The organism is Bradyrhizobium sp. 41S5, from assembly GCF_011516665.3.
GTDB classification, from domain to species: domain Bacteria; phylum Pseudomonadota; class Alphaproteobacteria; order Rhizobiales; family Xanthobacteraceae; genus Bradyrhizobium; species Bradyrhizobium quebecense.
Map to the genome: position 1 here is coordinate 6,250,245 of NZ_CP083721.1, position 18,533 is coordinate 6,268,777.

Sequence of the window (18,533 nt, forward strand, 5' to 3'; positions counted from 1 at the left end):
TGGCTGTTGTTTTCAGACGCCCAGCGCGGAACGTCCGGCGGAGACACGGGTGGCATCGTCTTGCGGGGTATGGACGCGGCCGCACAGCACGTCGCGGTAATGCCGCTCCAGCGGATTGGTTCGCGACAGACCGTGATTGCTGGTCAGCGACAGGGCATCCTCCACGACTGCTGCGGCGTTATTGGTCACCGTCAGCTTGATGATGTTAGACTCGATCGCGGACAGCGGGAAGCCGTTATCGAAATCGGCGGCGAAGCTGTCGATCAGGCGGGCATTGACGGCAAGCCGCGCCTCGATACCGCCGACGACCTCCTGCATGCGCGGCAGCGTCGCCAGCGGCGCGCCGAGATTGGCCGGCACCCGTTCCTTGAGGAACTTGACCAGCCAGTCGCGCGCCGCACGCGCAATGCCGTCATAGATCGCGGCGACGAAGATCGCGTGCACGGTCGCCTGGGTGACGTCAAGAACCTTCCAGTCATCGGGCTTGCGGACGTCGATCTCGTAGTCCAGCGGAAACACCGCGTCGTCGAAGATCACGGTGTGGCTGCCGCTGGCGCGCAGGCCGAGATGATCCCAGGTCTCCTCGATCCGCGTTCCCGGCAATCCGGCCGGAACCAGAAACAACCCGACACGAGTCTGCGGCTCGTCGGTTTTCGCCCAGACCGAATACCATTTCAGGATCGGCGCGCCGGTCGAATAGATCTTGCGGCCGGTGAGCCGCCAGCCGGTTTCGGTGCGGCGCGCCGTGGTCGCCGGCAGGCCGCCACGCGCGGGCGAGCCGAGCTCGGGCTCGACGCGCAACGCGTTGATCAGCGCCACGCCCTCGACCGTCTCCCTGGCGAGCTTGCGCGAAAGACGTGCCGGCCAACGCGTGCTGCGCGCCATCACCAGATGCTGAATATAGTGCATCGACAGCACCAGCGCGGTCGACGGATCGGCCTTGCCGATGATGCCGAGCACGCGCGTGGCATCGCGCGCGCCCGCCCCGCCTCCGCCTGATACCGCCGGCACGGTCAGCGCCAGCAGCCCTTCGCGCGAGAGGTCAGCGAAATTCTCGAAGGGGAAGCTGGCGTCACGATCATGCGCGGGCGCACGCGCGGCAAACACTTCGGCGAGCCGCAAAGCGCGCGCGATGTATTCGGGCTCGTTTGCCGGCGGCAGCTCTCTCGCCGCTGTCGTCACCATGTCGCCTCCAGTCCGAGCAGCCCGAGGATCTGCTTGCGCAGCTCGGCGAGATAGGGATCGCCGCGATGCCGCGGGTATGGCCGGGCGACGGCGATATCGGCCTTGATCCGCGCCGGCCGATCGGAGAGCACGATGACGCGGTTGGCGAGCACCAGCGCTTCCTCGACGTCATGGGTGACCAGCAGCGTGGTAAAGCCCTTGCGCTGCCACAGCGCCACGAGCTCAGCCTGCATCGCGATCCGCGTCAGCGAATCGAGCTTGCCGAGCGGCTCGTCGAGCACCAGGATCTTCGGATCGTTGACCAGCGCGCGCGCCAGTGCCACGCGCTGCGCCATGCCGCCGGAGAGCTGGTGCGGATAGGCATTGCGGAACGACGACAGCCCGACCAGCTCGATCACGGCATCGACCCGGTGCCGCTGCGCCTTCAGGATGCCCTGCGCTTCCTGCCCGAGCGCCACATTGTCCCACACCGAGCGCCAGGGAAACAGCGTCGGGTCCTGGAACACGACGACACGCGACGGATGCGGGCCACTGATGCGGACTTCATCCTCGCGCAGCGAGCCGCTGCGCGGCTTCTCCAGCCCCGCGACCAGCCGCAGCAAGGTCGACTTGCCGCAGCCGGACGGGCCGAGCAGCGCCACGAACTCGCCCGGCGCGATCGCAAGGTTCACATTGTCAAGCACCGGCAGCACAGCGCCGTCGATATCGAACGCATGGCTGACGCCTTCGATGTCGAGCTCGGCGCCGACGACGGGATAGGTGATCGCCTCGGCGGCGGATTGCACTACCATTTGACGACGCCCTTCTGCCAGACCAGCAGGCGGTCGCGGGTGCGGAACAATAGCGTGATCGCGCCGGAGCAGAGCAGCGACATCACGATCAGCGCCGCATACATGTTGGCATAGGCCGCCCAGCCCTGCGCCCATTGCAGGTACCAGCCGAGCCCGGCCTTGACGCCGATCATCTCGGCAACCACGAGCACGGCAAAGGACGAGCCGAGCCCCATGAACAGCCCGACGAATACGTGCGGCAGCGCCGCCGGGATCGCGACCTTGAGCACCAGGAACGACGGCTTGGCGCCGAGCGTGCGCGCGACGTCGTAATAGGCGCTGCTGACGCTCGCCACGCCCGACCAGGTCAAGACGGTCACCGGGAAGCCGGTCGCCAGCGCGATCAGGAAGGTCGAGGCGCTCCAGCTCGACGGGAAGGTGAAGAACGCGATCGGCAGCCAGGCGGTGGCAGGCAGCGGACCGATGAAGCGCAGCACCGGATGCACCCAGTAGCCGATCTTCTGCGACCAGCCGATCGAGACGCCGGTGAAGAAGCCGACTGTCGCACCGATGATGTAGCCGCCGAGCTGTAGCTTGATCGAGGCGAACACGCTGTCGAGCAGTTTCGGCAGATCGTCGGTATAGACCTCGAGGATCGACTGCGGCGGCGGGAAGAACGGCAGCGGCAGCCAGGCGAATTTCGCGGTGGCGACCTCCCACAGCGTCACTAAGACGCCGAAGGCCACCAGCCATGGCGCACGCTTGCGCAACGCTTGCCCGGCGCTGCCGAGATAATCCGCGCTGAACGTACCGAACAGGATAAAGGCCGCGATGACGATCGCACCGATGCCGAGCGATTGGGTCCGCGACCAGTCGCCGACATCGGGCCAATAGAGGCACGACAGCCCGAACGCGAGCCAGGCGAGGGTTGCCGCGAGGCCAACGCCATAGCTGCCGGAGAGGTTCGAGAACGTGACCGCGGCGCGCGGCGCGGCGGCGGCCGTCGTGTCAGACACTGAATACGTCGACATAGATCCGCTCCGCGAATTTGGCCGTGTCGGTGCTCTGCTTGAACACCTGCACCGATTTCAGGTCGTCGGCGTAGCCCTTGAGCTCGCGCTTGAGCACTTCGCCGGTGGGATGATGGTGATGGGTGTGGTAACGCGCCATCGCCTCGAGATCGGCGAGGTTGGCCGACTTCGGCGCATAGGGCTGGAACGATTTCGCCGCCTTGTCCGGGTTCTGCGAGGTGAACATCGCGGCATCGAGCAGCGCCTGGGTGATGGCGCGCGCGACGTGTGGCTCTTCCCGTACCAAACTGCCGCGCAGGCCGACGATGCAGCAACTCTTGTCGCGGTATTCGCCGTCGAGATTGGAGGCGACCTCCTTGTATTGCGTGTCCTTCAGCCAGAGATAGGCGAGCGGGTCCGACGACAGGAAGGCCTGCACCTCGCCCTTCTCGACCGCGACGTTCAGGAGATTGCCGGGATAGGCACGCCAGTCGACATCCCTCACCGGGTCGATGCCGAGCTTGGAGAGCTGGATCGAGAAGAAGTTCTTGTCGGGACCGGCGAGATCGCCGACCGCGACGATCTTGCCCTTGAGATCGGCGAGCTTGTCGAAGCCGGAATTGGTGCGTGTCAAGACGCGCATGCAGCCGCCATGGGTCCCGGCGGCGATCTTGACGTCGAACCCCTGCTCCAAGGGCTTGAGCCAGCGCAGCGCCATGCCGAGACCGGCGTCGCTCTTGCCGGTGGCGATCGCCTCCAGCAGCTGGTCGGTCGAACCGGAATAGTTGACGAGCTCGACGTCGAGATTCTGCTTCTGGAAGAAGCCATGGTCGATGGCGACCGGCAGCGGCGCGAGGCAGACCGCGCCGGCGTTCCAGGACAGCTTCAGCTTGCGCGGGCTGCCTGCCAGCGGCGGCGCATCGGAGCCGGTCTTGCAGATCGGGAATTCGGAGAAATCGATCGCCGGCGTGATCGCCCGCGGCGCGAAGGCCTGCGCGCTATAGGCGCCGATCGGCGCGGCAAAGGCCGCGGCGGCCCCCGCGCGCAGCAAGGTGCGGCGATCCATCACCGTCTTCTTGTTATCCGTCGACATTATCACTCCTGCATTTCGGCAAAGCTCCGCCCCGCGCGCAAAACGTCTCCGTCTGCGCGCCCCATCGTTCGAAGCTCATGGTTCAGAAAAAGCGGATTTCTCCGGCGCTATTGCACTCAAAGCAACGCGCAAATGATGCGGCGCGACAAGTTCATCGTCAATGAAATGGAATTTCGAATGTAGTCGGCGCCGCAGCTGAACTCTCCACGATCGCAGCGCGCGACGATGAAAGGATTTTCGCTGTTGTCGCGGCGCAGACGCGCGACCCAGCGGCATCGATTGCACCGAATTTGAGCGAAACATCGCCGCTTGCGCGATGTCTTCTACGCATGATGGCTCGGCGAGATCATCCTTGCTGCGCACGGGCTGACTTCAGTTTTCCGTTTCGTTGACGGCGAGCGGCTTGCTCATAGACTCGGTCGAACGCTGCCGCGCTTCCCGACGAGCAGCGAATGAATCAGAAAGAAAATGCATATGCGCAAACTGACCCGCTCGGGTTCTCCCTATACTTTCACGCGCCGCACCGCGGCCGCGCTGATCACAGCCGTGATCACGCTGTCGACATCGGCCGCAGCTTTCGCGACTGACGCGATCGTGCTGCGCGTCGGCGACCAGAAGGGCGGCAACCGCTCGCTGCTCGAGATCTCCGGCCTCGCCAAGGGTCTGCCTTACAAGATCGAGTGGTCGGAATTCCCGGCCGCAGCCCCGATCCTGGAGGCGATCAATGCCGGCGCGCTCGACGTCGGCTACACCGGCGACCTGTCCTTCCTCACGGTCTATGCCTCGGGCGCGCCGATCAAGGCGATCGGCGGCACGCGCTCCGATGCGCGGACCCAGGCGATCCTGGTGCGCGCGGATTCGCCGATCAGGACGGCGGCCGATCTGAAGGGCAAGCGTCTTGCCGGTACCCGCGGCGGCTGGGGCCAGTTCCTGATCGATGCGACGCTGGAAAAGGCCGGCAACAGGATCGAGGATGCGACCTTCGCGCCGCTCGGCCCGGTCGACGCCAAGATCGCGCTCGTGGCCGGCTCGATCGATGGCTGGGCGGTGTGGGAACCCTACGTCTCCTTTGCAACGCTGAAAGACAATGCGCGCGTCGTCGCCGATGGCGAGGGCTTGACGCCGACCATCACCTTCATCGTCGCCTCCGACAACGCGATCGCGACCAAGCGCGCCGCGGTGCAGGATCTGGTGCAGCGGCTGAACAAGGCGCGGCTGTGGTCGCTCGACCATGTCGCGGAGTATGCCAGGAATACGGCCGAGCTCACCAAGCTGCCGGAAGACGTGCTGCTCGCAGCCTACACCGCGCAGAAGACGAGCCCGATCGCGATCGACGAGGCCGTGGTGAAGGAGGTGCAGGCCGCCTCCGACCGCGCCACGCGCTACGGCATCCTCGGCAAGACGCTGGATGTCGGCAAGGCCGTCGACCGAAGTTTCACGGCCAGCGCGAATTCAAACTAGGCCATGCCTGAATCAGCGAACTCTCTATTCACCTCCCCTTGAAAAGGGGAGGTCGGATTGCGCGGAAGCGCAATCCGGGTGGGGATCCTGCCTCCACAGACGCCGGCGTCCGTGGAGAGCAACCCCCACCCCGCCCTCCCCCTTTCAGGGGGAGGGAGACAATCGGCAGTGCTCACCTGACGAAGTGCTCATCCGACGGGTACCAGGCCGCGCACCGCAATGGAGACATCCGATGCCCGGCCCGCTCCATCTCGCGATAATCGTCACAGCACACCTGCTCTGTATGACCTTGTTGGTCGCGCTGTCGGTTTGATAGCGTTCTCCGCGGGGAAGCCCAGGGAGAACAACAATGAACCTCACAATGAAAGACCGCGTCGCCGTGGTCACCGGCGGCAGCAAGGGCATCGGGATCGCGGTGGCGCGGCGGTTTGCGGAATCCGGCGCCAAGGTCGCGATCCTCGCCCGCGGCGCGGCCGACCTCACGGCGGCGCGCGAGGCACTCGCCAAGGACGGCCTCGTGGTGCGCGATTACGTCTGCGACGTCGCCAAGGCCGCCGACATCTCTAAGGCGTACGACCAGATCGTCGCGGATCTCGGCAAGATCGACGTGCTGGTCAACAATGCCGGCACCGCGCGCACCCTGGCCTTCGAGAGCATCAGCGATGAGGCCTGGCAGGAGGACCTCGACCTGAAACTGTTCGCCGCGATCCGCTTCAGCCGGCTGGTGTGGCCGGGCATGAAGCAACACAAATGGGGCCGCATCATCAACGTGCTCAACACCTTTGCGAAGGCGCCGGCCGGCAATTCCGCGCCGACCTCGGTGTCGCGCGCGGCCGGCATGGCGCTGACCAAGGTGATGGCCAATGAGGGCGGCGAGCACAACATCCTGGTGAATGCGCTGCTGGTCGGCCTGATCATGAGCGATCAATGGGTCAAGCGGCACGCGGCCCAGGCGCCGAACACGGATTTCGGGGAATTCGCCAAGGGCCTTGCCAAGGGCACGCCGCTCGGCCGCATCGGCACGGCGGAGGAGTTCGCCAACCTCGCCTGCTTCCTGGCTTCGGAGCAAGGCTCCTACATCACCGGCACCGCCATCAATGTCGATGGTGGCCGATCGCCGGTAGTCTAGAGCCCCGGTCCAGGTTTAGCCAGGCCCCAGGGCTCAAGATTCTGCTTTGGCGCGTTTTCTTCACGCGAACCGGTGTCCACTGCGCTCGAAAACGCTCAAGCGGGCAACCAACGGCAGGAAGCGACGGCTCAAAAGCAAAAGGCCTCCGTCACCGGAGGCCTCTCATCTTAAACCGCGTCCTTGGCGGCCTTGACCGGCCGTGCGCGGACGATCTTCCGGGCCGGCTTGGCCTTGAACATCATCTCTTCGCCGGTGAAGGGGTTGGTGCCCTTGCGCGCCTTGGTCGCCGGCTTCTTGACCACAACGAACTTGGCGAAGCCGGGGACGAGGAACACCCCGTTCTTCTTCAGCTCCTTGTGGCCGACATCGACGAGCGAGTCCAAAACGTTCTTGACGTCGCGCTTGGAGAGTTCGGTGGTGGTCGCGATCTTCTCGATCACTTGCGACTTCGACAGTTGGGTAGCCATGGTTGCTCCATTGATTCTGGAGTGGGCACGATATGGCGGAAAACGCCGAGAAAAACAGTGTTTTCTGCACTCACCACAGCAATATCGCTGTGGACAGCCCCCGAATCAGGGTTTTTCCAGTGTTTTCTCCAGTCAAGTCGCTTCCGACCCCTAAAATTACAGGGTTTGCGCGGCTTCGGGGCTACCGAAACGTCCTCTCGATCGAATCACTCGACTCATCCCGCGCGGCCCAAGTGCGACAATGCTGCGCGCAATTCGGGTTGCGAAGCACAGCGGCTGGCCACTTCAGGTTTTGGAAACGATCCTCCAAAAGGCCGAGGCATTAGAAAATGACTCGGGTTCCCATTCCATCGTAACATCGCAAACGGGCGCCACGGCCGATCGGCTGGCCACCCCGCTGCAAGCCTTTATGTATGACTCCGGAGACCCCGCGTATGGATTTGTCCCGCCTCGAGATCAACCGCCGCACGGCCCTTCTGACCTCGGCCGCGATTGCGGCCAATGTCATCAATCCGATGCGGGCATTCGCGCAGGAAACCCCGCGCAAGGGCGGCGTGTTCAACGTCCATTACGGCGCCGAGCAGCGCCAGCTCAACCCGAGCATCCAGGCCTCGACCGGCGTCTACATCATCGGCGGCAAGATCCAGGAGAATCTGGTCGACCTCGACGCCCAGGGACAACCGGTCGGCGTGCTCGCCGAGAGCTGGGAGGCGACGCCGGACGGCAAGACCGTCACCTTCAAGCTGCGCAAGGGCATCACCTGGCACGACGGCAAGCCGTTCACCTCGGAGGACGTCGCCTTCACCGCGATGAACATGTGGAAGAAGATCCTCAACTACGGATCGACGCTGCAGCTGTTCCTCACATCGGTCGATACGCCCGATCCGCAGACCGCGATCTTCCGCTACGAGCGGCCGATGCCGCTGAACCTGCTGCTCCGGGCCCTGCCCGACCTCGGTTATGTCTCCGCCAAGCATCTCTATGAGAGCGGCGACATCAGGCAGAACCCGACCAATCTGGCGCCGGTCGGCACCGGCCCATTCAAGTTCGTCAAATACGAGCGCGGGCAGTACATCATCGCCGACCGCAACCCGGACTACTGGCGACCGAACGCGCCCTATCTCGACCGCATCGTCTGGAAGGTGATCACCGACCGCGCCGCCGCCGCCGCCCAGATGGAGGCTGGCGAGCTGCACTACAGCCCGTTCTCGGGGCTGACGATCTCGGACATGGCGCGGCTCGGCAAGGACAAGCGCTTCATCGTCTCAACCAAGGGCAATGAAGGCAACGCCCGCACCAACACCATCGAGTTCAACTTCCGCCGCAAGGAACTGTCCGACATCCGCGTCCGCCGCGCCATTGCGCATGCGATCAACGTGCCGTTCTTCATCGAGAACTTTTTGGGCGATTTCGCCAAGCTCGGCACCGGCCCGATCCCCTCGACCTCGACCGACTTCTATCCCGGGCCGAACACGCCGCAATATCCCTACGACAAGGCCAAGGCGATCGCGCTGCTCGACGAGGCCGGCTTCAAGGCCTCCGGCGGCAACCGCTTCTCGCTGAAACTGCTGCCGGCGCCGTGGGGCGAGGACATCTCGCTGTGGTCGACCTTCATCCAGCAGTCGCTGGGAGAAGTCGGCATTCAGGTCGACATCGTGCGCAACGACGGCGGCGGCTTCCTCAAGCAGGTCTATGACGACCACGCCTTCGATCTTGCGACCGGCTGGCATCAGTACCGCAACGACCCCGCGGTTTCGACCACGGTGTGGTACCGCTCCGGCCAACCCAAGGGGGCGCCGTGGACCAACCAGTGGGGCTGGGAGGACAAGACCGTCGACAAGACCATCGACGATGCCGCGACCGAGGTCGATCCGGTCAAGCGCAAGGCGCTCTATGCCGACTTCGTCAAGGAGGTGAACACCGAGCTGCCGGTCTGGATGCCGATCGAGCAGATCTTCGTCACCGTGATCACCGCAAAGGCGCGCAACCACTCCAACACGCCGCGCTGGGGCTCGGCGAGCTGGCACGATCTTTGGCTTTCGGCCTGAGGCGGCGCGCCTGCGCAGATGGACCTGTACCCCCTCACCCGGATCGCATCTTACAATGCGATCCGACCTCTCCCGCAAGCGGGGCGAGGTGATCAAGGGGCGGGTGTCCACTTCGTTCGAAAACGCTATAGATAACCGATGCGTATCCTGAGCCTTGCGGGGCGGCGGCTCGCCGCCTCGATCCCGACCCTGTTCCTGATCCTGATCGGCGTGTTCCTGCTGCTGCAGCTCGCGCCGGGCGACACCGTCGATGCGCTGATGGCGCAAATGGGCGGCGGCGATGCCGCGACCGCGCAACAGCTGCGCAAGTTCTACGGCCTCGACCTCTCGGTTCCGGCGCAACTCGGCAACTATCTGTGGCACCTGGTGCGGCTCGATCTCGGCTTCTCCTCGATCTACGGCAAGCCTGTGGCGACCGTGATCCTGGAACGGCTGCCGCCGACCATCCTGTTGATGACCGCGTCGCTGTCGTTCGCGTTCTTCTTTGGCCTGGTGTTCGGCGTGATCGCCGCGCGCGGCGTCAACCGGTGGCCGGACACCTTGATCTCGACACTCGGCCTGATCTTCTACGCAACGCCCTCGTTCTGGTTCGGGCTGATGGCGATCGTGGTGTTCTCGGTCTACCTGCAATGGCTGCCGCCGGGCGGCTTCGAGGACATCGGCACCGTGCAGAGGGGGATCTGGCACGTGCTCGACATCGCCGCGCACCTGGTGCTGCCGACGCTGACGCTCGGGCTGATCTTCCTTGCGATCTATCTGCGCATCATGCGCGCCTCGATGCTCGAGGTCCTGAACCTCGATTTTGTCCGCACCGCCCGCGCCAAGGGGCTGGACGAGACCCGCGTCATCACCCGTCACGTGCTGCGCAACGCGCTGCTGCCGATGGTGACGCTGATCGGCTTGCAGGCCGGCACCATGCTCGGCGGCTCGGTCGTGGTCGAGAGCGTGTTCTCCCTGCCCGGCCTCGGCCGCCTCGCCTATGAATCCGTGGTGCAGCGCGACCTCAACACCCTGCTCGGCATCGTGTTCGTGTCCGCGCTCCTTGTGATTGTCGTGAACTTCGTCGTCGACCTGCTCTACGCGCGGCTCGATCCGCGCATCGCAACGGAGGGCTGACAATGGACGCGGTGAAACGCTACTTCCGCAGCCCGGCCGCGGTGATCGGCCTGATCCTCCTGCTGCTCATCATCGCGATGGCTGTCAGCGCGGGCTTCCTCTATCCGCGCGATCCGCTCGCGCTGGCGGGCCGGCCGCTGGTCTGGCCGTTCTCCAATCCGCGCTTCCTGCTCGGCACCGACAATTCCGGCCGCGACATCGCCGCCCAGATTTTCTACGGCGCGCGGATCTCGCTCCTGATCGGCGGCGTCGCCACCGTGATCGCGATCCTGATCGGCATCCTGGTCGGCGCCTTCGCCGGCTATTACGGCGGCTGGATCGACAACGTGCTGATGCGGATCACCGAAGCTTTCCAGACCCTGCCGAACTTCGTGCTGCTGCTCGTACTGGTCGCGGTGTTCGGCTCGACGCTGACCACGGTGACCATCGCAGTCGGCGTGGTGTCGTGGCCGGCGCCGGCGCGGCTGACCCGCGCCGAGTTCCTGTCGCTGCGCAACCGCGAATTCGTGCAGGCCGGCAAGACGCTCGGCATGAAGGACCTCCAGCTGATCCTCGGCGAGATCCTGCCCAATGCGCTGCCGCCCGTGATCGTCTATGCCAGCGTGGTGATGGCGGTCGCGATCCTGCTGGAAAGCGCGCTGGCGTTCCTGAGGCTATCCGACCCCAACGTCGCCTCCTGGGGCAATCTGATCGGGCTCGGCCGCGACGTGCTCCGTGTGCAATGGTACGTCTCGGCAATCCCCGGCATTGCGATCCTCGTCACCGTGCTCGCGGTATCGCTGGTCGGCCAGGGCCTCAACGATGCGCTCAATCCGAGGCTGAAGAGCCGATGAGCGACACGGTCCTATCGCTCGACGGGCTCACCGTGCGCCTGCCCAAAGGCGCCGACCGGCCGCATGCGCTGTCCGACGTTTCCCTGTCGATTGCGTCCGACGAGATCCTCTGCGTGGTCGGCGAGTCCGGCTCCGGCAAATCGATGATGGCGAACGCCATCATGCGGCTGCTGCCGAACGAGGTCACCATCGAACGGGGCCGGATGATGTTCGACGGCCGCGATCTCTGCACGGCAGACAGCGCCGAAATGCGCGAGGTGCGCGGCGCCGGCATCGCGATGATCTTCCAGGAGCCGATGACGGCGCTCAACCCGCTGCGCACGATCGGCGACCAGATCGGCGAGATGTTTGCGATCCACACCGGCCTGTCGAAGGCCGAGATCAATGCGCGGGTAGAGGCACTGCTCGAGGATGTGCGCATCCCCGACCCCAGGGCGGCCGCGAAGGCCTATCCGCACGAGCTGTCCGGCGGCCAGCGCCAGCGCGCCATGATCGCGATGGCGCTGGCGCTGGACCCGAAGCTGTTGATCGCCGACGAGCCGACCACCGCGCTCGACGTCACGACGCAGGCGCAGATCCTGAAGCTGATCCGCGATCTGCAGCAGCGCAAGAAGACCGCGGTGCTGTTCATCACCCATGATTTCGGCGTGGTCGCCGAGATCGCCGACCGCGTCGTGGTGATGCAGCACGGCGCGATCGTCGAGCAAGGCACGGCCGACAAGGTGCTGAACGACCCCCAGCATGCCTACACCAAGCAGCTGATCGCAGCGGTTCCGCCGTTGAAGGCACCGCCGCCGCGCATCCTTTCCGGCAAGGACATCCTGACCATCGACGGCGTCTCCAAGACCTACCGCACCGGCGGCTTCCTCGGCCGCGGCGCGCGAGTGACCGAGGCGGTCAAGAACGTCTCGCTGCGCCTGCCGCGCGGCGCAACGCTCGGCATCGTCGGCGAGTCCGGTTCGGGCAAATCGACGCTGGCGCGCTGCATCGTGCGGTTGATCGATCCCGACAGCGGTTCGATCGTGCTCGACGGCAAGGACTGGGCGAAGCTCGGCCGCGACGCCATCAGGCGCGAGACCCGCCACATCCAGATGGTGTTCCAGGATCCCTTCGCCTCGCTCAACCCGCGCCGCAAGGCGGCCGAGCTGGTGGCGCAGGGACCGATCGTGCACGGCACCGACCGCGCCACGGCGATCGCGGAAGCGCGAAAACTGTTCGAACTGGTCGGGCTCGATCCGTCCGCCGGCGATCGCTACCCGCACGAATTCTCCGGCGGCCAGCGCCAGCGCATCGGGCTCGCGCGGGCACTGGCGCTGAAGCCGGATGTGCTGGTCGCCGACGAGCCGGTTTCGGCGCTCGACGTTTCGGTGCAGGCGCAAGTCTTGAGGTTGCTCGCCGGGCTGCGCCAGCAGCTTGGGCTCTCCATCATCTTCATCACCCACGATCTGCGGGTAGCCGCGCAGATCTGCGACCTCGTTGCCGTGATGAAGGATGGGGCCGTGGTCGAGCAAGGGTTGATCGCCGAGGTGTTCGGCAGGCCGCAGCATCCTTACACGCAGGCGCTGCTGTCAGCGATCCCCGGCGGCGACTTCACGCGAAAGCGCGATGCCTTGATCGCCTGATCGAGCCATCGTGCGTGGTGCGTCGCTGGTCCGCGCTCACCGCGAGCGGCGCGAGGCGAGCAAATGCTCCGCCCAGCGCAACAACTCGAAGCGATCGCCCTTGACCAGCTCCTGCGCATCGCGGCGCCTGTAGAGCACCAGCATCCATGGCGCGAGCTTGCGCAACAATCCATGCGCCATGTACTGCACCGGCTCGGTGAACGGCAGCGCCAGCTCGCTTTCCGGCACGCCCTGGACGGCTCGCGCCAATTCGCGGCCGAGCGGGATCGTCAGCGCGACGGCGCGGCCGTTGCAGCCGGTCCAGCCATAGGCATTCGGTCCGAGGCGATGCATGCGCGGCAGGAAATCCGCGGTCATCCCGACATAACCATTCCAGACATAGTCGAAGGAGACGTCGCCGATCTGCGGCCACAAGCGTTGCAACCGCTCGGTCACCCGCGCCTTCAGCCGCGCGGTCTTGTCGCCAGGGCCAAGCACGGCGCCGCCGGTGACGAGGCGATTGCGGGCGTCATAGCGCGCGAAATACAGCTCGCCATGGGTATCCGACATCGCCTGCCGGCCGGGAATGATGGTCTTGCGGACATTGTCCGACAGCGGCTGCGTCGCCATCTGCCACGACAGCACCGGCATCACCTCGGTCGCGATCTCAGGCACCAGCGATTTTGCGAATTCGCCGCTATAGGCATTGGTCGCGACCACCAGCGCGCGGCCGGAGATTTCGCCTCTTTCGGTCTTCACCACCCAGCGATCGCCGCGGCGCTCGAAGCTCAGCGCAGGGGAACGGGCATAGATCCGCGCGCCGAGGCCGAGCACGGTCCGCGCAAGACCCCGTGCCAGCGCCAGCGGATTGACGTGACCGCCGGTCCTGTTCCAGAAGCCGCCGTACCAGGCATCCGAGCCGAGCATGTCCCTCGTCTGGTCGCGCGACAGCAATTCGACCGGAGCGCCGAATTTCGACCATTGCTGCACCCGCCGCTCCGCGATCCTGATGCGGCCAGGCGAATGCACCGGCTGCACCCAGCCGGCCTGCTCCTGCTCGGCCTCGATATTGTAGCGCTTGACGACGTCGAACAGCATGGCCGCGCTGTCGCGCAGCATCGCGACGAAGCGCTCGCCGGCCGCGCCGTGCCGGGCGATGATGTCATCGGGATCGGGACGCGAGAGCGTCGGGATCACCTGGCCGTTGTTGCGGCCCGAGGCGCCCCAGCCCGGCTCGGCGGCCTCGACGATCGCGACGTCGACATTGGCCTCGCGCAGATGCAGCGCGGTCGATAGACCCGTGAAGCCGCCGCCGATGATGACGACGTCGGCCTGTTGCGCGCCGGTCAATTCGGGGCAATCGGGGCCGGGTGGCGTCACTGCTGCCCAAAGCGAATCGGGCCAGCGCACGGCATTGCTGCTCATCATGATCCTTTCTTGCGGGCGTCCGGTCATTCTGGTTAGCTTTAAAGCATGATCCGGAAAAGTGCGTAGCGGTTTTCCGAAAAGATCATGCCCAAGCAAAGTCCCTATTCCAGCCGGGAAGACAACAAGTGACACTCAAGAACGTCATCGGAATCGATCACGCCGTGGTCATGGTGAAGGACCTCGACAAGGCCGCCGAGAATTACAGGCGGCTCGGCTTCACCGTGTCGCCGCGCGGCACCCATAGCGCGCATATGGGATCGGGCAATTACACCATCATGTTCGACCCTGACTACATGGAATTGCTCGGCGTGCTGACGCCAACGGAACACAATGCTCCGGCACGCGCCTTCCTCGAGAAGCGCGGCGAAGGCATCGAACGGATCGCGTTCACCGCGCTGGATTCGACCGCCGGTGCCGAGGAGATCCGCGCGCGCGGCTATACGCCGATCGGGCCGACCGATTTCGAACGCCCGGTGACACTGCCCAACGGCACGGTCTCGGCCGCGAAATTCCGCACCTTCCAGTGGCCGACCGCCGAGGCGCCCGGCGGCGTCCGGATCTTCGCCTGCCAGCACAAGACCCGCGAGACGGTGTGGATTCCCGAACTGATGACGCACGCCAATGGGGCAAAACGCCTCAAGCAGGCGCTGATCGTCTCGCCCGACCCAGCGACCGATGCCGCGCATCTCTCCAGGATGATCGATATCGCCGCGAGGCACGATCCCGACGGTGCGGTTGCAGTGCCGTCCGGCGGGGATCGCGCCGACTTCGTGTTCCTGACCAAGGATCAGCTCGGCAAGCGCTATCCCGGCGTATCGCTGGATGGCCTCTCCGAGCGCGGCGGCGCCGGCCTCGTGATCGCTGCCGACCTTGCCGCCACCGAGAAGGCGCTGGGCGCGACCGGCGTCAAGAGCGGCAGCGGCATCACCGTGCCGCCGGCCGCTGCGAACGGCACCCTGCTCGCCTTCGTCAAGGCATAACTGCCATACCATGCGCGGCGCGGCGTTATGCAGCGGCGCCGCGCATCCGGGGGCTAGGCATGGAAGGTTGAGACGCTCAAACATTGATGCGATTGCAAATCGCATCAATGTTCTCGCTCAATATCCTGAGCATGATCCGTTCGGAAAACCGGTTTCCACTTTTCCGGATCATGCTCTACTATCTCTCCCAAACAAGAACCGTCCCTGGGAGAGAAACATGTCGCATCACCTGATCTCGCGCCGCCAGATGCTGGCCGGCACCGCTGCCGCCGGCGCGGTTGGATTGACCGGATTTCCGGCCCGCGCCGAGCTCAACTGGAAGAAATATTCCGGGACGACGCTGGAGGTGATCCTCGCCAAGGGGCCGCGCGGCGACAATCTGCAGAAATACATCAAGGAATTCACCGAGCTCTCCGGCATCAAGGTCGAGTCGGAGCAGATTCCCGAGCAGCAGCAGCGCCAGAAATGCGTGATCGAGCTGTCCTCGGGCAAGCCGAGCTTCGACGTCGTGCACCTCAGCTATCACGTTCAGAAGCGGCAATTCGAGAAGGCGGGCTGGCTCGCCGACATGTCGGGCTTTCTCAAGGACTCGAGCCTGACGCCGCCCGACCTCGTCGAGAGCGATTTCTCGGCCGCCGGCCTGCAGTATGCGCGCAACGACAAGGGCCAGATGCTGTCGCTGCCGTGGTCGGTCGACTATTTCATCCTCTACTACAACAAGGAGTTGTTCCAGAAGAAGGGCGTCGAGGTCCCGCAGACGCTGGAGGAAATGGCGGTCGCCGCCGAGAAGCTGACCGATCCCAAGGAAGGCATCTACGGCTTCGTCGGCCGTGGCCTGCGCAACGCCAACATGGCGATGTGGACCAACTTCTATCTGAACTATGGCGGCGAATTCCTCGATGCCAAGGGCAACATCCTGACCGACGGCCCCGAGGCCGTCGAAGCCACCAAGCTCTATCAGCGGCTGCTGACGAAGTGCGCGCCGCCCGGCGTCGCCGGCTTCAACTGGATGGAATCGATGGCCTCGTTCACGCAAGGCCGCGCGGCGATGTGGATCGACGCCGACGGCTGGGCGCCGCCGCTGGAGGACCCCGCCGCCTCGCGCGTCGTCGGCAAGGTCGGCTACACGCTGGTGCCCGCCGGACCCAAGGGCAAATTCTCGTCGACCTATGGCGACGGCGTCGGCATTCCCGCGGCGAGCAAGAACAAGGAAGCCGCCTACCTGCTCTGCCAATGGGTGGTCTCGCGGGGACAGGGCGCCCGCCTGCTGCAGGCCGGCGGCGGCGTGCCGTTCCGCAACTCCATCGTCGACGACCCCGAGGTCGCCAAGGGCGTCAAGACCAAGGAATGGCTGCAATCGGTGGTCGATTCAGCCAAGATCTCCAAGCTCGGCCTGCCGGTCATCATCCCGGTCGCCGAATTCCGCGACATCGTCGGTGCGGCGCTGACCGCAACGCTGTCGGGCGCCGATCCCGCCACCGAGCTGAAGAAGGCGCACGAGCAATTCCGCCCCATCCTGGAGCGTAGTGAAAAAGCGTGAGCGTGGTGACACAGGCTGAGCCGGCGGCGGCCGAAAACAATGCCGCGCCGGCGCGTGAATGGCGTCCGCCGTCCTACTGGCCGTTCGTGATTCCGGCGCTTGTCGTGGTGCTGGCGGTGATCGTCTTTCCGTGGGTGTTCACGATCTGGATGAGCATGCAGGAATGGAAGGTCGGCTCGCCGACCGTCTTCGTCGGGCTCGCCAACTATCTGCGGCTGCCGACCGATCCGCGTTTCGTCGAGGCGGTCGGGCACACGCTGTCCTACACCGCGCTGTCGGTCGTGCTGCCGCTGGTGTTCGGCACGCTGGCGGCGGTGGTGTTTCACCAGAAATTCGCCGCGCGCGGCTTCCTGCGCGGCATCTTCATCATGCCGATGATGGCCACTCCCGTCGCGATCGCGCTGGTGTGGACCATGATGTTCCACCCGCAGCTCGGCGTCTTGAACTATCTGCTTTCGCTGGTCGGCCTGCCGCCGCAGCTCTGGGTGTTCAACCCGACGACGGTGATCCCGTCGCTGGTGCTGGTCGAGACCTGGCAATGGACGCCGCTGGTGATGCTGATCGTGCTCGGCGGCCTCGCCGCGATCCCGACCGAACCCTATGAGAGCGCGCAGATCGACGGCGCCAATTTCTGGCAGGTGTTCCGCTTCATCACGCTCCCTTTGATCATGCCGTTCCTGTTCATCGCCGGTATGATCCGGATGATCGACGCGGTGAAAAGCTTCGACATCATCTTCGCGATCACGCAAGGAGGGCCGGGCTCGGCGTCGGAGACCATCAACGTCTATCTCTACAGTGTCGCCTTTGTCTATTACGACCTCGGCTACGGCTCGGCGATCGCGGTGGTGTTCTTCCTCCTGATCGTGGCGCTGGCGGCGCTGCTGCTCTACCTGCGCAAGCGCCTGCTGTGGACCTCAGAGCTCGGAGACGGCGCATGAACCTGCGTCAGATTCTCGGACGGATCGGGCTGTGGCTGTCGGTGTTCGTCATCGTCTCGCCGGCAATCCTGTTCTTCCTCTGGATGGCCTCGCTGTCGCTGAAATTCGAGATCGACAACGCCTCCTATCCGCCGGTGTTCATCCCGGAGCATTTCGCCTGGAAGAACTATGCCGACGTGTTTGCCTCCAACCGCTTCCTCACCTATTTCAGCAACAGCCTTGTTGTCACCGGCTGCGCCACGGGGCTTGCGATGCTGGTCGGCGTGCCCGCGGGCTACGGCATTGCGCGGATGGCCGCGCATAAATCGGCGATCGTGATCCTGATCGCGCGCATCACGCCCGGCCTGTCATATCTGATCCCGCTGTTTCTGCTGTTCCAGTGGCTCGGCCTGCTCGGCACGCTGGTGCCGCAGATCATCATCCACCTCGTGGTGACGGTGCCGATCGTGATCTGGATCATGATCGGCTATTTCGAGACCACGCCGCTGGAGCTGGAGGAAGCCGCGCTGATCGACGGTGCCACGCGCTGGCAGGTGTTCCGCCATGTCGCGCTGCCGATCGCCAGGCCCGGGCTTGCGGTCGCCTTCATCCTCGCTGTGATCTTCTCCTGGAACAACTTCGTGTTCGGCATCGTGCTGGCCGGGCGCGAGACGCGCACGCTGCCGGTCGCGGTCTACAACATGATCTCGTTCGACCAGCTGAGCTGGGGCCCGCTCGCCGCCGCCGCGCTGATCGTGACGGCGCCGGTGCTGCTGCTCACCGTGATGGCGCAGCGGCAGATCGTGGCGGGGCTGACGGCGGGCGCGGTGAAAGGCGGCTAGAGCTTGTACCCATCGCCCGCCGAATGACGCCCGCATTGCCGTCAGAAGCGGACAAAAGAGGCGCGCTCAATCATGTCGGCTAAGGACCAAGGCGGACAAGGCAGTCAAGCCGC

The 18,533-nt window shown here is 65.0% G+C and carries 17 protein-coding genes; 10 read left to right on the forward strand and 7 right to left on the reverse strand.

Annotated elements, in window-relative coordinates:
* Window positions 1-12: 12 nt before the first annotated feature.
* The 5 genes from HAP47_RS30025 to HAP47_RS30045 form a co-directional block, all read right to left on the reverse strand.
* A complete protein-coding gene (locus HAP47_RS30025; protein WP_173641476.1) occupies window positions 13-1,185 on the reverse strand; it encodes an acyl-CoA dehydrogenase family protein in 1,173 nt (390 codons plus the stop codon).
* Window positions 1,179-1,976, reverse strand: coding sequence for an ABC transporter ATP-binding protein (locus HAP47_RS30030; RefSeq protein WP_173641475.1), 798 nt, complete (start codon window positions 1,974-1,976; stop codon window positions 1,179-1,181). The genes HAP47_RS30025 and HAP47_RS30030 overlap by 7 nt, the downstream gene beginning before the upstream one ends.
* Window positions 1,970-2,986, reverse strand: coding sequence for an ABC transporter permease (locus tag HAP47_RS30035; protein WP_173641474.1), 1,017 nt, complete (start codon window positions 2,984-2,986; stop codon window positions 1,970-1,972). The genes HAP47_RS30030 and HAP47_RS30035 overlap by 7 nt, the downstream gene beginning before the upstream one ends.
* Entirely contained in the window at window positions 2,964-4,058 is a 1,095-nt protein-coding gene (locus HAP47_RS30040) for an ABC transporter substrate-binding protein (RefSeq protein ID WP_173641473.1), read from the reverse strand. The genes HAP47_RS30035 and HAP47_RS30040 overlap by 23 nt, the downstream gene beginning before the upstream one ends.
* A gap of 75 nt (window positions 4,059-4,133) precedes the next feature.
* The gene (locus HAP47_RS30045; protein ID WP_173641472.1) at window positions 4,134-4,421 is read right to left on the reverse strand and encodes a hypothetical protein; all 288 of its coding nucleotides are present in this window, start codon (window positions 4,419-4,421) and stop codon (window positions 4,134-4,136) included.
* A 111-nt stretch (window positions 4,422-4,532) separates the two neighbouring features.
* Between HAP47_RS30045 and HAP47_RS30050 the strand changes: the two genes are divergently transcribed.
* Window positions 4,533-5,519, forward strand: a complete 987-nt coding sequence (locus HAP47_RS30050) for an ABC transporter substrate-binding protein (RefSeq protein ID WP_173641471.1) — start codon at window positions 4,533-4,535, stop codon at window positions 5,517-5,519.
* 349 nt (window positions 5,520-5,868) lie between these two features.
* Window positions 5,869-6,648, forward strand: coding sequence for an SDR family oxidoreductase (locus HAP47_RS30055; protein ID WP_173641470.1), 780 nt, complete (start codon window positions 5,869-5,871; stop codon window positions 6,646-6,648).
* A gap of 167 nt (window positions 6,649-6,815) precedes the next feature.
* On the opposite strand, the gene HAP47_RS30060 is transcribed toward HAP47_RS30055, so the two are convergent.
* Window positions 6,816-7,115, reverse strand: a complete 300-nt coding sequence (locus HAP47_RS30060) for an HU family DNA-binding protein (protein WP_016843119.1) — start codon at window positions 7,113-7,115, stop codon at window positions 6,816-6,818.
* Window positions 7,116-7,549: 434 nt separating this feature from the next.
* Here HAP47_RS30060 and HAP47_RS30065 point away from each other — a divergent pair, with 434 nt between their 5' ends.
* The 4 genes from HAP47_RS30065 (at window position 7,550) to HAP47_RS30080 (ending at window position 12,734) form a co-directional block, all read left to right on the forward strand.
* Window positions 7,550-9,163: an ABC transporter substrate-binding protein gene (locus HAP47_RS30065; protein WP_173641469.1), complete on the forward strand. Its 1,614-nt coding sequence runs from the start codon at window positions 7,550-7,552 to the stop codon at window positions 9,161-9,163.
* A gap of 138 nt (window positions 9,164-9,301) precedes the next feature.
* Window positions 9,302-10,279: an ABC transporter permease gene (locus HAP47_RS30070; RefSeq protein WP_173641468.1), complete on the forward strand. Its 978-nt coding sequence runs from the start codon at window positions 9,302-9,304 to the stop codon at window positions 10,277-10,279.
* Between the two features lie 2 nt (window positions 10,280-10,281).
* Window positions 10,282-11,112, forward strand: a complete 831-nt coding sequence (locus HAP47_RS30075; protein WP_173641467.1) for an ABC transporter permease — start codon at window positions 10,282-10,284, stop codon at window positions 11,110-11,112.
* Window positions 11,109-12,734: an ABC transporter ATP-binding protein gene (locus HAP47_RS30080; protein ID WP_173641466.1), complete on the forward strand. Its 1,626-nt coding sequence runs from the start codon at window positions 11,109-11,111 to the stop codon at window positions 12,732-12,734. The genes HAP47_RS30075 and HAP47_RS30080 overlap by 4 nt, the downstream gene beginning before the upstream one ends.
* A 36-nt stretch (window positions 12,735-12,770) precedes the next feature.
* Here HAP47_RS30080 and HAP47_RS30085 read toward each other — a convergent pair whose 3' ends face one another.
* Window positions 12,771-14,138 (reverse strand): NAD(P)/FAD-dependent oxidoreductase, encoded by a 1,368-nt coding sequence (locus HAP47_RS30085; protein ID WP_173643055.1) that lies wholly within the window; start codon window positions 14,136-14,138, stop codon window positions 12,771-12,773.
* Between the two features lie 128 nt (window positions 14,139-14,266).
* Between HAP47_RS30085 and HAP47_RS30090 the strand changes: the two genes are divergently transcribed.
* The 4 genes from HAP47_RS30090 (at window position 14,267) to HAP47_RS30105 (ending at window position 18,420) form a co-directional block, all read left to right on the forward strand.
* Window positions 14,267-15,121 (forward strand): VOC family protein, encoded by an 855-nt coding sequence (locus HAP47_RS30090; RefSeq protein ID WP_173641465.1) that lies wholly within the window; start codon window positions 14,267-14,269, stop codon window positions 15,119-15,121.
* 217 nt (window positions 15,122-15,338) lie between these two features.
* Window positions 15,339-16,661 (forward strand): ABC transporter substrate-binding protein, encoded by a 1,323-nt coding sequence (locus tag HAP47_RS30095; RefSeq protein ID WP_173641464.1) that lies wholly within the window; start codon window positions 15,339-15,341, stop codon window positions 16,659-16,661.
* Window positions 16,658-17,599, forward strand: a complete 942-nt coding sequence (locus tag HAP47_RS30100; RefSeq protein ID WP_173641463.1) for a carbohydrate ABC transporter permease — start codon at window positions 16,658-16,660, stop codon at window positions 17,597-17,599. The genes HAP47_RS30095 and HAP47_RS30100 overlap by 4 nt, the downstream gene beginning before the upstream one ends.
* Window positions 17,596-18,420: a carbohydrate ABC transporter permease gene (locus HAP47_RS30105; protein WP_173641462.1), complete on the forward strand. Its 825-nt coding sequence runs from the start codon at window positions 17,596-17,598 to the stop codon at window positions 18,418-18,420. Before HAP47_RS30100 ends, HAP47_RS30105 begins: the two co-directional genes overlap by 4 nt.
* Window positions 18,421-18,533: the final 113 nt, after the last annotated feature.

What these genes read in the sequence shown, in the direction of transcription:
- HAP47_RS30025 (WP_173641476.1), bottom strand. Translation starts at nt 1,185, where the DNA reads ATGGTGACGACAGCGGCGAGAGAGCTGCCGCCGGCAAACGAGCCCGAA.
- HAP47_RS30030 (WP_173641475.1), bottom strand. Translation starts at nt 1,976, where the DNA reads ATGGTAGTGCAATCCGCCGCCGAGGCGATCACCTATCCCGTCGTCGGC.
- HAP47_RS30035 (WP_173641474.1), bottom strand. Translation starts at nt 2,986, where the DNA reads ATGTCGACGTATTCAGTGTCTGACACGACGGCCGCCGCCGCGCCGCGC.
- HAP47_RS30040 (WP_173641473.1), bottom strand. Translation starts at nt 4,058, where the DNA reads ATGTCGACGGATAACAAGAAGACGGTGATGGATCGCCGCACCTTGCTG.
- HAP47_RS30050 (WP_173641471.1), top strand. Translation starts at nt 4,533, where the DNA reads ATGCGCAAACTGACCCGCTCGGGTTCTCCCTATACTTTCACGCGCCGC.
- HAP47_RS30055 (WP_173641470.1), top strand. Translation starts at nt 5,869, where the DNA reads ATGAACCTCACAATGAAAGACCGCGTCGCCGTGGTCACCGGCGGCAGC.
- HAP47_RS30060 (WP_016843119.1), bottom strand. Translation starts at nt 7,115, where the DNA reads ATGGCTACCCAACTGTCGAAGTCGCAAGTGATCGAGAAGATCGCGACC.
- HAP47_RS30065 (WP_173641469.1), top strand. Translation starts at nt 7,550, where the DNA reads ATGGATTTGTCCCGCCTCGAGATCAACCGCCGCACGGCCCTTCTGACC.
- HAP47_RS30070 (WP_173641468.1), top strand. Translation starts at nt 9,302, where the DNA reads ATGCGTATCCTGAGCCTTGCGGGGCGGCGGCTCGCCGCCTCGATCCCG.
- HAP47_RS30075 (WP_173641467.1), top strand. Translation starts at nt 10,282, where the DNA reads ATGGACGCGGTGAAACGCTACTTCCGCAGCCCGGCCGCGGTGATCGGC.
- HAP47_RS30080 (WP_173641466.1), top strand. Translation starts at nt 11,109, where the DNA reads ATGAGCGACACGGTCCTATCGCTCGACGGGCTCACCGTGCGCCTGCCC.
- HAP47_RS30085 (WP_173643055.1), bottom strand. Translation starts at nt 14,138, where the DNA reads ATGAGCAGCAATGCCGTGCGCTGGCCCGATTCGCTTTGGGCAGCAGTG.
- HAP47_RS30095 (WP_173641464.1), top strand. Translation starts at nt 15,339, where the DNA reads ATGTCGCATCACCTGATCTCGCGCCGCCAGATGCTGGCCGGCACCGCT.
- HAP47_RS30105 (WP_173641462.1), top strand. Translation starts at nt 17,596, where the DNA reads ATGAACCTGCGTCAGATTCTCGGACGGATCGGGCTGTGGCTGTCGGTG.